Source organism: Rhizobium sp. HT1-10, assembly GCF_049472505.1.
GTDB lineage: Bacteria > Pseudomonadota > Alphaproteobacteria > Rhizobiales > Rhizobiaceae > Rhizobium.
Genome location: NZ_JBCEBQ010000003.1, coordinates 520,157 through 532,814 on the forward strand (window position 1 = coordinate 520,157; position 12,658 = coordinate 532,814).

At 60.9% G+C, this 12,658-nt stretch carries 12 protein-coding genes; 10 read left to right on the plus strand and 2 right to left on the minus strand.

Annotated elements, in window-relative coordinates:
• Positions 1-38 precede the first annotated feature (38 nt).
• Complete coding sequence (locus VH564_RS11105) at positions 39-503, minus strand: NUDIX domain-containing protein (protein ID WP_423339878.1); 465 nt, start codon at positions 501-503, stop codon at positions 39-41.
• Between the two features lie 120 nt (positions 504-623).
• On the minus strand, positions 624-959 hold the full coding sequence (locus tag VH564_RS11110) for a hypothetical protein (protein ID WP_423339879.1): 336 nt from the start codon (positions 957-959) through the stop codon (positions 624-626).
• Positions 960-1,133: 174 nt separating this feature from the next.
• Here VH564_RS11110 and VH564_RS11115 point away from each other — a divergent pair, with 174 nt between their 5' ends.
• The 10 genes from VH564_RS11115 to VH564_RS11160 all read left to right on the plus strand — a co-directional run bounded on the left by VH564_RS11115 (position 1,134) and on the right by VH564_RS11160 (position 12,500).
• A complete protein-coding gene (locus tag VH564_RS11115; protein ID WP_423339880.1) occupies positions 1,134-1,991 on the plus strand; it encodes an SDR family oxidoreductase in 858 nt (285 codons plus the stop codon).
• A gap of 29 nt (positions 1,992-2,020) precedes the next feature.
• On the plus strand, positions 2,021-2,503 hold the full coding sequence (locus VH564_RS11120; protein ID WP_423339881.1) for a pyridoxamine 5'-phosphate oxidase family protein: 483 nt from the start codon (positions 2,021-2,023) through the stop codon (positions 2,501-2,503).
• A 409-nt stretch (positions 2,504-2,912) separates the two neighbouring features.
• A complete protein-coding gene (locus VH564_RS11125; protein ID WP_423339882.1) occupies positions 2,913-4,349 on the plus strand; it encodes an FAD/NAD(P)-binding protein in 1,437 nt (478 codons plus the stop codon).
• Between the two features lie 170 nt (positions 4,350-4,519).
• The gene (locus VH564_RS11130) at positions 4,520-4,987 is read left to right on the plus strand and encodes an RrF2 family transcriptional regulator (protein WP_423339883.1); all 468 of its coding nucleotides are present in this window, start codon (positions 4,520-4,522) and stop codon (positions 4,985-4,987) included.
• A gap of 156 nt (positions 4,988-5,143) precedes the next feature.
• A complete protein-coding gene (locus VH564_RS11135) occupies positions 5,144-5,560 on the plus strand; it encodes a DUF2267 domain-containing protein (protein WP_423339884.1) in 417 nt (138 codons plus the stop codon).
• Positions 5,561-5,803: 243 nt separating this feature from the next.
• Positions 5,804-7,246: a sensor histidine kinase gene (locus tag VH564_RS11140; protein ID WP_423339885.1), complete on the plus strand. Its 1,443-nt coding sequence runs from the start codon at positions 5,804-5,806 to the stop codon at positions 7,244-7,246.
• Positions 7,243-7,689 (plus strand): response regulator, encoded by a 447-nt coding sequence (locus tag VH564_RS11145; RefSeq protein ID WP_374108266.1) that lies wholly within the window; start codon positions 7,243-7,245, stop codon positions 7,687-7,689. Before VH564_RS11140 ends, VH564_RS11145 begins: the two co-directional genes overlap by 4 nt.
• Positions 7,686-8,744 carry a histidine kinase dimerization/phosphoacceptor domain -containing protein gene (locus VH564_RS11150; RefSeq protein ID WP_423339886.1) on the plus strand — a complete coding sequence of 353 codons (1,059 nt, stop codon included), beginning with the start codon at positions 7,686-7,688 and terminating at the stop codon, positions 8,742-8,744. The genes VH564_RS11145 and VH564_RS11150 overlap by 4 nt, the downstream gene beginning before the upstream one ends.
• 118 nt (positions 8,745-8,862) lie before the next feature.
• Positions 8,863-11,541, plus strand: a complete 2,679-nt coding sequence (locus VH564_RS11155) for a mechanosensitive ion channel family protein (protein ID WP_423339887.1) — start codon at positions 8,863-8,865, stop codon at positions 11,539-11,541.
• A 128-nt stretch (positions 11,542-11,669) separates the two neighbouring features.
• The gene (locus tag VH564_RS11160; protein ID WP_423339888.1) at positions 11,670-12,500 is read left to right on the plus strand and encodes a response regulator; all 831 of its coding nucleotides are present in this window, start codon (positions 11,670-11,672) and stop codon (positions 12,498-12,500) included.
• Positions 12,501-12,658: the final 158 nt, after the last annotated feature.

Here is a 12,658-nt window from a genome sequence, read left to right on the forward strand (position 1 = left end):
CATTTCTCAAAACGCGGCCACAGCCTTCAACGACCGTCTCATTGGGAGAGGAGTGGTTTCAGGGCTGCGAGGATCGGCCGCTGGCCTATAAGGATTTTTTCCTCGGCGTTTGTCAGATTGTACCAGGCTGCGCGGTCGACTTCTGGAAAGCGCTGGATCAGGCCGGACTTCGGCGGCCATTGCATCTCGAAATCGTTGCTGACCACGCTTTCAGCATCGATATCGGCCTGTGCGGCCCAGGCGACCACGATCTTGCCGCCGGGCTGGCGGAACTCTCCCAGCCATTGGAAGGGGCCGTCGAGGCGGGTGCCGATTTCCTCATGGACTTCACGGCGCGCGGCGGCGAGATCGTCTTCTCCCGGCTCCACATTGCCCTTCGGTATCGACCAGGCGCCAATATCCTTGCGGGCCCAGAAGGGGCCGCCGGGATGAACGAGCAGGACCTCAGGCCCGCCGGCCGTGCCGAAACGATAGATCAGGATACCGGCGCTGCGCTTGACCATGTGAACCCCTGAGATGCGCCCGCACCGGCAATACCTCCTCGCGGTCGACGCTGCGGAAATCGGCATGGCCGAGCGAGCAGCAGCCGTTGCCCTTTTTCTACGGCGTCATCTACTGTTGCGTCAAAGGCGTAGTTCTGGATAGTTGCGTCGCAATGCATCGCTGTCGGTGCTGCTGCTGTCGTCAACCGCCATTAGCTCAACCGAAACCGCTTCGCCGACATCCAGTTCGCCATCGTGGTGCAGGTCCAGCCGGCTTCCATCCTGTCTCACCAATGTCGCGGAGGTTTTAAATCCGCGCTTCAGCAGCCAGTCGCGAGGTGCCTTGACTGCGACCTTGACGACGAATTTGCCGTCCTGCTGATCGCCGCCGGCGCTCACTTTGTAGGACACTGGCGCTGTTTCACCCATCAGTTCGAGTGTTCCGGTGGCGTCGGCTTCCTGAAGATTGTCGTTCATCGCGTAACTCCTCTTGTGTCGAGGATAAACAGTCGGGGCGCTTCGAAGTTCCTACAATCGCGGCAGAGGGTGGCAGCGGGCAGGGAAGGAGAGCCAGCGCCAGGTGCCTCCAACGGAACCATGAGCCGCCAGACTGGTTAAACGGTCTGCTCTAAGCCAAACAGGAGACCCATCATGACGGATTATCCCCAGCCGCCATTTTCCACGCAGAAACAGGCCATGCCCGGCCATACCGCCGCTATGGACCCCGCTCCGGACCACGGCGAAACGTCCTACAAGGGCTCAGGTCGCCTCGCTGGCAAGCGTGCCGTCATCACAGGCGCCGACAGCGGCATCGGCCGCGCCGTGGCGATCGCCTATGCGCGGGAAGGCGCCGATGTTCTGGTGTCCTATCTCGATGAATATGACGACGCGCTGGAGACGAAGAAGCAGATCGAGGATGCCGGCAGGAAGGCTGTGCTGGTTGCCGGAGATATCCAGGATGCGGCACATTGCCGAAAGATCATCGAAACCGCTGTGGAGGAACTCGGTGGCATCGATATTCTCGTCAACAATGCCGCCCATCAGGACACGTTCCAGGACATTGGCGAGATCAGCGACGAGGAGTGGGAACTCACCTTCAAGGTCAACATCCATGCGATGTTCTACCTGACCAAGGCCGCCGTCCCGCATATGGCGCCTGGAAGCTCGATCATCAACACCACGTCGGTCAATGCTGATATGCCCAATCCATCGTTGCTCGCATACGCGACCACCAAGGGCGCCATCCAGAACTTCACCGGCGGCCTTGCGCAGATGCTTGCCGAGAAGGGCATTCGCGCCAATGCGGTGGCGCCGGGACCGATCTGGACACCGCTCATCCCCTCCACCATGCCGGAAGACAGCGTTGCAAGCTTCGGCAAGCAGACGCCGATGAAACGCCCCGGCCAACCGGCTGAACTGGCAACCGCCTACGTGATGCTCGCCGACCCGCTGTCGAGCTACGTGTCTGGCGCAACGATCGCCGTTACCGGCGGCAAGCCCTTCATCTGATGCCGGCCAATCGAAAAGAGGTAATACCCATGACACAGACTGACGACAACGCGACCCGCACCTGGGAACTGATGGAAAAGATCATGTTCTGCATGCTGTCCACCCGGGTCGGGGAAGACATACGCTCGCGGCCAATGGCGGCTCATGTCGAGCCCATCGAAAATGCGATCTATTTTCTGACCGACGCCGCCAGCCACAAGGACGGGGAAATCGAGCAGAAGCACAATGTCGGTCTCGCCTTCGCAGACAGCAAGGGCCAGAAGTATGTCTCGGTGACCGGAGATGCAGAGATCAGCAACGACCGCGGGCGCATCCACGAGTTATTTTCCACCCCTGCCAAGGCTTGGTGGGACAATGCCGACGACCCTTCCATCCGCGTGCTGAAAGTCACCCCGCGATATGCGGAGTACTGGGATAGCCCGGGAACCGTCGTCAGCTACGTCAAGATGTTCGCTGCCGCCGTCTCCGACTCAAAGCCGGACATGGGCGACCATGCCAAGGTAACCCTTTAACACCTGCCCGACCGCTCTCCCAGTCGGAGGAACGGATCGTCGAATATGGGCGGGCCGGAGCGTTGACCATGCTCCGGCCCGCATCGTGACGTTTAGAAGTGGCTCTTGGCGTTGACCATGGCGAGTACGAAAACGCCGCACAGTACGGCAAGCAACAGATAGTCGAACGCCGTCAGCATCCTGATGATTTCCATTGTTTTCTCCTCCTCAAGAGAATGGTTAGTGTACTCTGGGTACTGACCGAAGTCATGGCAAAACTTCCGGGTGCGGAAGCCCGCGGCAAAAACATTCCGCCCGACCTTCCATCGACGGAAGCTCGTCCCTTGCCAGGTCGCACGCAGCGTATATTGATCCCGCAGTCTGCAAGCGTATGGCCGGCGACTACGCCGCTCTACGAAAGGAGCGAATGATGCCTTCTTCGTCTGAAACAGGTCCCGTCGTTGCCATCGTCGGCGGTGGGGTTTCCGGCGCTGCGGTGGGTTATCATCTGGCGCGCACCGGTCTGTTCCGGACGGGCGACATCGTCATCTTCGAACCACGCGAAATGCTCGGCGCAGGTCTGGCCTATGACAGCGTCGAACCGGCCCATCGGATCAACGTCCCGTCGACGCGGATGAGCCTGCTGCCGGACGATCCGGAACATTTTCAGCGCTGGATCGACGAGAACGACGCGCTTGCCGATGACGCGGACGCCCGTGCCGACAGCGGTGCGTTGTTTCCCAGGCGCAGCCTGTTCGGCGCTTACATGAATGCCATGGTCCGACCCTTTGTCGGGGATGGCGCCATTCGTCATGTCCGCCGGCGGCTGATGAGGGCCGAGCAGCAGCACGGTCGTTGGCATCTGGTCGACGATGCGGGCGAGGCGATCGTGGCGGATTTTCTGGTCATAGCCACCAGCCATCCCGCACCTGCGGCGCCGGAGCCTTTGGCCTCCGTCCTTGCGGGCCATCCCCGCTTCGTCGCCGATCCGACCCTGCCGCATGCGCTGGCCGGGATCGGGGCTGAGGACCGGGTGCTGATCGTCGGCAACGGGCTGACATCGGCCGACGTCGTGGCGGCTCTCGGTCTTGCCGGGCATATCGGCCGCATCACCACGATCTCTCGACGCGGTCTGCGGTCGCGCGGCCATCCGCCGTCCGTCCAGGAGCCTTTCGGCGACTTCCTTTCCTCGCCGGTGGAAACGGCTTCCGGCCTCGTCAAGCGTGTGCGCGCCGCGATCAGGGCCGCCGCAACCGAGGGGTTGACATGGCACGCCGTCATCGACCGCGTGCGCGGCCAGGGCGAAGCGCTGTGGCGGGGACTGCGCGTTGCGGAGCGAAGGCGCATCGCCCGCCATCTCCGGCCGTTCTGGGATGTGCATCGGTTCCGCGTTGCGCCGCAGGTCGAGGCGGCGAGCGAGAACGCCATCGCTTCGGGGCGAATGGACGTGCTCGCCGGATCGGTCGCGGGCGTATCCATGGTCGACAGCGCCATTCGGTGCAGGCTCCGGCTTAGTCGGTCCCACCGGCTGATCGAGCGCGACTTCGACGCGGTCGTGGTGACCACCGGGCCGGGCCATGGGGGTATTTTGCGCAGCCAGCCGCTGCTCTCCGGCCTCGCCGCGAAGGGATACCTTGCGATCGACCCGACCGGTCTCGGACTTGCCTGCAGCGATCTCTCCGAGGCGGTTGGTCCGGCGGGCGAGGCGACGCCGTCCCTGTTCATTGCCGGCCCTTTGGCGCGCGGTACTTTTGGCGAGCTGATGGGTCTTCCACAGGTCACCGAACACGCGATTTTCGTGGCCGACAGGCTCGCCGAGGCGGTGCTTGCCGGTTTTCCGGCTGTTCGGCGACTGCATCGGATGTGATCGGCGGTCCGCTCGATCTCTTTCTGCGCTGACGAAAGGTGACAATCGCTTGAGAGCGATGCAATTCTTGCGATATCGGCTTGCCTGATCAGCTTGCCGGCGCTACGCAGCAGGCGTGCCCGCCAGGTGGCGAAGTGCTGCGGCGAAAGCCTTCCAGGTAATCGAATATTATGCTGACGAAAAAAGGGAAATACGGTCTGAAGGCGTTGGTCGATCTTGCGCGCCTGGGGCCGGGCCAGACAGCCTTCATCAACGACGTCGCCACCCGCAACAATATTCCGAAGAAATTCCTCGATGCAATCCTGCTGGAGCTGCGCAATTCCGGCGTGCTGCGCTCCAAGAAGGGGCCCGGCGGCGGCTATTCCTTGTCGCGGCCGGCAGGCGAGATCCGAATCGGGCATGTGATCCGCACCCTCGACGGCCCCTTGGCGCCGATCCGCTGCGCGAGCCGCACGGCCTTCGAGGCCTGCGACGACTGCGTCGATCCGGAGGGCTGTCAGGTGAGGCGCTCGATGACCGTAGTCAGGGACGCCGTTGCGACGATCCTCGACAATATGACGCTCGAGCAATTCGTTGCGAGCGGCACGCAGGGGCTGGACGAGGAGCCGGCCGGTCACCAGGCCTCCCAGCTCGGTTGATGTCAGACTGCGCGGGACGGACCCTGAAGGGACGATATTTCCGCGCCGCTTCCCGATCGGACATTCTTTGCTTCGTGCTACAGCGTTTCAGGAAGTAGCCTGATGACGACCGACCACGGGGTCTGTGAAGTAAGCGATGAGTGAGAGGATGTTCTGATGCCAGTGCCCATGGAATATCGGCTTGCCTCGCAGAACTTTGAACAGTTCCTTGCCGAGGTCGCCGAAGAGTCCGGATTGGGAACCAGAAACCAGGCGTTCACGACGACCGAGGGCGTCCTGCGGTGCTTCCGGCGGCGGCTCGACGTTCATGATGCGATCGCTTTCGCGCAGGTTCTGCCGGCAATGCTCAGAGCGCTTTTTGTCCAGGACTGGGACAGCACGTCGAAACGGATCGAGACGTGGGACGTCGACGTCATGACTTCGGAGGTCAAGTCCCTGCGCGTCAACCACAACTTCTCGCCCGACACCGCGATCCGAGACGTCGTGCGCGTTGTCCTCCGGTACGTCGATCTTGTCGCTTTCAATCGCTGTATGGAGAAGCTACCGGCGGAGGCTCGGTCGTTCTGGTCTTAGCGAGAAGTCGGGCGGCATTGCTGCACCTGGGGAAACCTCCGGCCCAGACGTGTCACCGTCTAAAATTGTTTCACAATTAGATTTTTTTGTGGAACCAAAGGCCAAGAAATGCGTTTTGCGGAGCGTGACGGCGATACGCACCCGATTTCGCTACCCTGCCGGACCATACGCTGGCGGGATATTGTTTTAAGCATGTTAATCAATATTAAATCCATATTCAAATCGGTTCCGACAATCCTTGCAATGGGGGCAGTGATCCTCCTGGTCGTCGTGCTCGGCGCCCTCTATTTCAGTGGCCGCGCCAGTGAAGAAGCCGATCTCGCCGTCGATGCCAGCCGGTTGAACAGCCGGGTGCTGCGCCTGCTTAGCTCCGCACAGGATGCGGAAACCGGCCAGCGCGGTTATCTGTTGACCGGTGATGATCGCTATCTTGCTCCTTTTTCCGCCTCTGCGAAGGCGATCCCAAGCGAGATTGCGGCATTGACACCGCATCTCCTGGCAATCGGCGTTCCACAGGCATCGCTCGACCATCTGAAGCGGCTGACCGAGCAGAAGCTCTCCGAAATGCAGCGAACCGTCGACCTCCGGGCTGCCGGCGATCCGAGCGGCGCGATCGCAATCGTCCGCTCGAACGTTGGCATTTCACTGATGGATGAGCTTCGCGACCAGATCGACAAGATCCAGGATCGGGGAAGCGAGAATTCCAGTGAGCATATTGCGGCGCTGAAAACATCGACGACGTCCCTGTCCGCGATCATTGCGGTCAGCGCGGCCCTGCTCGTCGCGCTTGCCGCAGGCGCGATGAAGCTCATCTACGACAATCACCGTCAGGTGGAGGCGGCACGCCAGCAATTGGCCGATGCCAATGAGAGCCTCGAGGAAACGGTGACGTCCCGCACGCAGGGGCTGCAGAGGGCCAATGACGAACTGCAGGCCTATGCCTATATCGTCAGCCACGACCTGCGGGCGCCGCTGGTCAACATCATGGGCTTTACCGAGGAACTCGATCGCGCCTCTCAGGTCTTCAAGGATTATCTTGCCAAGCATGGCGATGGACTGGCAACGCTCGAAGGCAGCGCCGCGCGCGAAGCGGTGGAGACGGATATTCCCGAAGCGCTCGGCTTCATCCGCTCGTCCATGCGCCGTATGGACAACCTGATCACCCAGATTCTCGTGCTTGCGCGCGCCGGAAACCGTGAGCTGCACCGTGATCCCATCAAGTTGACTGAACTCGTCGATGACACATTGGCGACGCTGCGCCACCGGCTCGATGAGGCGGGGATCGAGGTTGCCGTTGAGGGCATCCTGCCGGAGGTGTATTCGGATCGGCTGGCCCTCCAGCAGATCATGGGCAACCTTTTGGACAATGCCATCAAATATATGGATGCGTCGCGTCGCGGCACCATCGCGATAGAGGGGCGCAGACACGGGATGTTCGCGAGCGTCGAAATCAGCGATAATGGCCGTGGAATCGCTAAAGGCGACCGTGAGCGTATCTTCGAGCTGTTCCGCCGGTCGGGCCGTCAGGACATGCCCGGAGACGGCGTCGGACTTGCCCATGTGCGCGCGTTGGCGCGCCGACTGGGTGGGGATGTCACTGTCCGCTCGGAGCTCGGGCAGGGTACCACTTTCGAAGTCAAGATTGCCGCCGATCTGGCGCGGCTGAAAAGAGAAGATCTCAAATGATGAGTTCCCCGAATACCGTCAAGATCATCATGATCGAGGATGACGAAGGCCATGCGCGGCTGATCGAGAAGAACATCCGCCGTGCCGGTGTGACCAACGAGATCGTGCCCTTCGTGACGGGCGGCGATGCATTGGATTTCATGCTCGGCAAGGACGGCAGCGGCGAGCCTTCGAGAGGACAGCCAATCCTCATCCTTCTCGATCTCAACCTGCCCGACATGAGCGGCCTCGACATCCTGCAGAAGGTCAAGGCCAACGAGCATACGCGCCGCGCCATGGTGATCGTGCTGACGACAACAGACGATCCGCGCGAGATCGCCCGTTGCTACGATCTGGGCGCCAATGTCTATGTCAGCAAGCCCATGCAGTACGACAAGTTCGTGCATGCGATCCAGCAGCTCGGCATGTTTGTCGCGGTGATGAAGATTCCGGAGGTCGAATGACCGGGCAGGATCTCGCGGCGGGCGCTGCGATCCATATTCTCTATATCGACGACGATGAGACGCTTGGCGTTCTGACGCGCAAGAACATGCAGCGTCGCGGCTACGAGTTTCATCTGGCAAAGGACGGCGCTGCCGGTCTGCAGAGGCTGGCGGACGGCGGTATCGACGCGATCGTCCTCGATCACTTCCTTGAGGGCGAAACAGGCCTCGATATCCTGCCACTGATCGTCTCGTCCGGCGACCACCCGCCCGTCATCTACGCGACAGGCTCAGGAGATGCCGGCGTGGCGGTGGCGGCGCTGAAGGCCGGCGCCGACGACTACGTGATGAAGGGCGTATCGTCGGACTATTTCGACCTTTTGGCGGCGGCTCTGGCGCAGGGGCTCGAGCGGGCTCGTTTCCGGCGCGACACGCTGCGCGCGCAAGCGGTCATCCGGCATGAGCGGGATCGCGCCGAGCTTCTGCTGTCGGAAGTCAATCATCGCATCGCCAATAGCCTTGGGCTGGTCGCGGCACTCATTCGCATGCAGGCGTCGGTGACCAAGGATCAGGTCACCATCGATGCGCTGCAGGAAACGCAGATCCGCATCAGCGCGATCGCCAGCGTCCATCGCCGGCTCTATACCAGCCATGAAGTCGGTACCGTGCGGCTGAACGAATATCTCGAAAGCCTTCTGGAGGAGCTCGAGGCTTCGATGCGCGATGAGACGCGACCGCATCACGTCGTGCTGATTTGCGAAGACGTGTCGCTGTCGACCGACAAGGTCATCACACTCGGGCTGATCATCAGCGAGCTGGTCACCAATGCCTTCAAATACGCCTATCCTGCAGGTCAGGCGGGTGAGATCCGCGTCGTTCTCGATCAGACCGATCAGGGCGGCCTTCGCGTTCATGTGGAAGATGACGGAATCGGCTTCGATCAGTCGGCACCGGCAAAGGGCACGGGGCTGGGCACCAAGATCCTGACCGCCATGGCTTCCAGCCTCAAGGCGAGCATCCTCTATGCACCCGATCACAAGGGGACACGCGCGATGTTGAACTTCTCCATCGACTGAGCCATACCGGAAACCCGCGGGACATTTCGCCAGTGGAAGAGGCTGAACCAATTGCCTTTCTGTCGCCTTTGTTTGCCTTACAAGCGGCAGCGGCGGTCTCGCCGGCTATCCGTTCGTCATGGGGAAGAATTTGCGCCAGATCCTGAATTCGCTGCTTGCTCTTGCTTTTACGCTTGGTCTGTCGGTATCGCCGATGCTGTCCGGCGCTCTGGCGCAGGACTTGACATCGCCTGGGACAGCCGCTCCCGCCGTTGCCTCACCGCCTGCAACCGTCGCACCGGATACGCCATCGCCGAATGCTCCGCCCACCGCTCCCGCACCGCAAGCCGCATCTCCCCAGCCGGACAAAGCGGCAGGTGAGAACTCGGCGAGCACTCCGGGCCTGGACCGGACGTCCGCGGAGATTGCACGGACGCGAAAGCAGCTCGATTCGCTCGAGGACAGCATCAAGAAGGCAATGTCGGACGACGACGCTCTTGTCGCTCTGGCCGGCAAAGCCGACGACCTCAACAGCACTGCAGCAGCCATCTCCGGTCGATTGAAACCGCACCTTGATGAATTGTCCGCTCGGCTTGCGAAAATTGGTGCTCCGCCAAAAGACGGGCAGCCGCCTGAAGCGCCGATCGTCACGCAGGAACGCGAAAAGCTGACGGCGTCCATCGCGCAGCTGAATGTCGTCATGGGCGACGCCGACAACCTGACCACGGCTGCCGCGCGGGTTTCCGGCCAGATCACCGAGATGCGGCGTCGGCTGTTTGCCGAGACGCTGTTCCGACGCACGGCATTGTCGCTTTCGACCTTCGACGATGCTGGGCAGGCCTTGGTGCGGGAGGCTGTCAACTTCCGCGACGCCGTCGTCAGCTGGGCGACCTTCGCATGGAAGTTCAAGCGCGTACCTCTCATCACGGCCGTCGCGCTTTCGCTTGTTTCGGGCCTCGTCCTCATGCTCGGCGGATATCGGCTCTTCGGCCGCTACTTCTATCGCGACGAGACAATCGAGGCGCCGGCCTACATCAGCCGTCTGTCGATTGCCTTCTGGTCGACTATGATCCGCACCCTGTCAGTCGCTGCGGCGCTGGTCATCTCGTTCTTCCTCCTCCAGAATTTCAATGTGCTGCGGCCGGATATCGCGCCCGTCTTTGCTGCCGTGTTCGGCTTCATCGGCCTGGTTTATTTCGTTGCCCGGGTCGTGAACGCCATCTTCGCGCCGTTCGAGCCCAGCTGGCGGCTGGTGAAGCTTTCCAACAAGGGTGCCCGCTCGGTCGGCTGGTGCCTGCTGGCGATTTCCATCGTCAATGGCCTCGATTTCGTTCTCAACCGCATCAGCGAATCCATGGGATCGCCTGTCATCGTCACCGTGGCGAAGAGCTTCTTTGCGGCCTTGATCATCGGGCTGGTCTTCATTGCCGTGTCGTTCGGCAAGCCGATCCTTTCCCGGAGCGGCGACCCCGATGCACCGGGACGACGCTGGCCGCACGGCATGGCGATTATCCTGCGGCTGATCGGCGTGGGGCTGATCTTTACCGCCCTTATCGGCTATGTCGGACTTGCCCGCTTCATCGCCCTGCAGCTGATCGTCACCAGCGCCGTCATCGTGACCATGTATCTCGGCATCCTGCTCGGCAAGGCGGTTTCGGACCAGGAGTCCTTTCCGGAAACCTCGGTCGGCCGCGTTCTCCAGCGGCGTTTGAAGATCAGCGGTGCGATGCTCGACCAGGCGGGCCTGGTGGCGGGGCTGGCGATCTACGTCTTCGCGCTGATGACCGGTATCCCGCTCATCCTTTTGTCCTGGGGCTTCCACATCCAGGACCTTGAACTCTTCTTTTATCGGATGTTCACCGAGATCAGGCTCGGCAGTATCAAGATTTCCCTGGTCGGCATCTTCGCCGGGATTTTGTTCTTCGTCGGCGGCTACCTGGTCACCCGCTGGTTCCAGCGCTGGCTGGATGGCAACGTCATGGCGCGCGGCCAGGTCGATCTCGGAGTGCGCAATTCGGTCAAGACGGGCATCGGCTATCTGGGCGTGGCCATCGCCGCCGTGATCGGCATCTCGGCGGCTGGCATCGATCTTTCCAGCCTTGCTCTCGTTGCCAGCGCCCTGTCCGTCGGTATCGGCTTCGGGCTGCAGAACATCGTCTCGAACTTCGTGTCCGGCCTCATCCTCCTGGTTGAGCGGCCGTTCAAGGTCGGGGACTGGATCGTCTCCGGGACATCCGAGGGCATCGTCAAGCGCATCTCGGTGCGGGCCACGGAGATCGAGACCTTCCGCCAGCAATCGATCATCGTCCCGAATTCGGAGTTGATCAATGCGTCGGTTGGCAACTGGACCCATCGCAACCGCCTGGCACGCTCCGAGATCCCGGTCTCCGTCGGCTACGACAGCGATCCGGCCAAGGTCATGGCCATCTTGTTGGAACTGGTGAAGGCGGTTCCGAAAGTGCTGCGCAATCCCGAACCGCATGTCGAATTCCTGCGCTTCGGACCATCCTCGCTCGATTTCGAAATGCGCTTCTATATCGCCGATCTCTCCGACGGCATGCCGATCCGCAATAATCTGCGTATCGCCATCCTGGAGCGCTTCAAGAAGGAAGGGATCATCATGCCCTATCCGCAGCAGGACCTCCATATCAGCCGCCCCGTCACCCGAGAGCGCGTCAACGAACCGCGCGCTGTCGTCGATGATGGGCGTGAACCCCGCCTTGCCGACAGCTCGAGCATACAGGCTCCAGACGCCCCTGCAGGCGACGGGCAGCGCGGTCAGCGGAAGAGTGAGGCGAAGACGCGCGGCCCGTCCTGACGGCGATGAAGAGGACAGCCCATGGGGGCTCTTGTTCAGAATTAAATGAGCCGTCGCAAAATTAACACAAACTCAAATGCTTTCCCCTAATCTCAACTCAGTTGTGGTAGATTAATCGAAGGTTAGTCATGGGATTTCTAGGCATTTCCGGAATGCAATATTCCGGTGGAACCTTCGCTGGCGCGCGCATTCTTGTCGTCGAAGACTCACACTTGTTCACCGCGATGATCGGTAAAAGGCTCAAAGAACTTTTTGACATCGACATCGAAATCTGCGGAAATTTCGAAGAACTTCAGCTTGCCTATGACAAGTCGCCCGAGCCGATCAAGCTGGCGATCTCCAATATCAACCTTCCCGGCGCCGAGAACGGCGAGGCGCTGGAATATCTGATCGACCTCAGCATTCCGACGATCGTCTTCACCGGAACCTTCCAGGAAGGTGTCCGCGATGCGCTTCTTGCCAAGGATATCGTTGATTACATCCTCAAGGACAATATCTTCGCGGTGGAGCTGCTCGCTGAATCCGTCTGCCGCTTCCTCACCAACCACCGTCATCACGTCCTGATCGTCGACGACAGCGCAACCGCCCGCGCCCTCCTGAGCAGTCGGCTGAAGCGTTACAATTTCCGTGTCAGTGTGGCCGAAAACGGCGCCAAGGCGCTGGAGATACTGAAAGCCCACGCCGACATCGGCCTGATGATTACAGACTACAATATGCCCGATATCGATGGCTTCGAACTGACGCGACGCATCCGCTCCAGTATCGGCTCGCACCAGCTGCGGATCATCGGTGTGTCCTCCTCCACCAACAGACTGCTGTCGGCACGGTTTCTGAAGGCCGGTGGCAACGACTTCATCCTGCGGCCATTCATCGACGAGGAATTCTATTGCCGGGTCAATCAGAACCTCGACACGCTCCTGCAGATCCAGTCGATGCGGCAGCAGCGCGCTTACGCCTGATGAGCTATGGCCAGGAATCATGCCCGTGACACTAGGCGTTCATCCAGGTTCGCCATTATCGACTTTGCAAATGTGGAGAGGGCCTTTCCTCTCTGTGGTGAAATCCAGGAGATGCCGCCGATCGTCGGAAACGTGAGTCGGTCGCATCCTTGGGGAGC

What these genes read in the sequence shown, in the direction of transcription:
- VH564_RS11105 (WP_423339878.1), bottom strand. Translation starts at nt 503, where the DNA reads ATGGTCAAGCGCAGCGCCGGTATCCTGATCTATCGTTTCGGCACGGCC.
- VH564_RS11110 (WP_423339879.1), bottom strand. Translation starts at nt 959, where the DNA reads ATGAACGACAATCTTCAGGAAGCCGACGCCACCGGAACACTCGAACTG.
- VH564_RS11115 (WP_423339880.1), top strand. Translation starts at nt 1,134, where the DNA reads ATGACGGATTATCCCCAGCCGCCATTTTCCACGCAGAAACAGGCCATG.
- VH564_RS11120 (WP_423339881.1), top strand. Translation starts at nt 2,021, where the DNA reads ATGACACAGACTGACGACAACGCGACCCGCACCTGGGAACTGATGGAA.
- VH564_RS11125 (WP_423339882.1), top strand. Translation starts at nt 2,913, where the DNA reads ATGCCTTCTTCGTCTGAAACAGGTCCCGTCGTTGCCATCGTCGGCGGT.
- VH564_RS11130 (WP_423339883.1), top strand. Translation starts at nt 4,520, where the DNA reads ATGCTGACGAAAAAAGGGAAATACGGTCTGAAGGCGTTGGTCGATCTT.
- VH564_RS11135 (WP_423339884.1), top strand. Translation starts at nt 5,144, where the DNA reads ATGCCAGTGCCCATGGAATATCGGCTTGCCTCGCAGAACTTTGAACAG.
- VH564_RS11140 (WP_423339885.1), top strand. Translation starts at nt 5,804, where the DNA reads ATGGGGGCAGTGATCCTCCTGGTCGTCGTGCTCGGCGCCCTCTATTTC.
- VH564_RS11145 (WP_374108266.1), top strand. Translation starts at nt 7,243, where the DNA reads ATGATGAGTTCCCCGAATACCGTCAAGATCATCATGATCGAGGATGAC.
- VH564_RS11150 (WP_423339886.1), top strand. Translation starts at nt 7,686, where the DNA reads ATGACCGGGCAGGATCTCGCGGCGGGCGCTGCGATCCATATTCTCTAT.
- VH564_RS11155 (WP_423339887.1), top strand. Translation starts at nt 8,863, where the DNA reads ATGGGGAAGAATTTGCGCCAGATCCTGAATTCGCTGCTTGCTCTTGCT.
- VH564_RS11160 (WP_423339888.1), top strand. Translation starts at nt 11,670, where the DNA reads ATGGGATTTCTAGGCATTTCCGGAATGCAATATTCCGGTGGAACCTTC.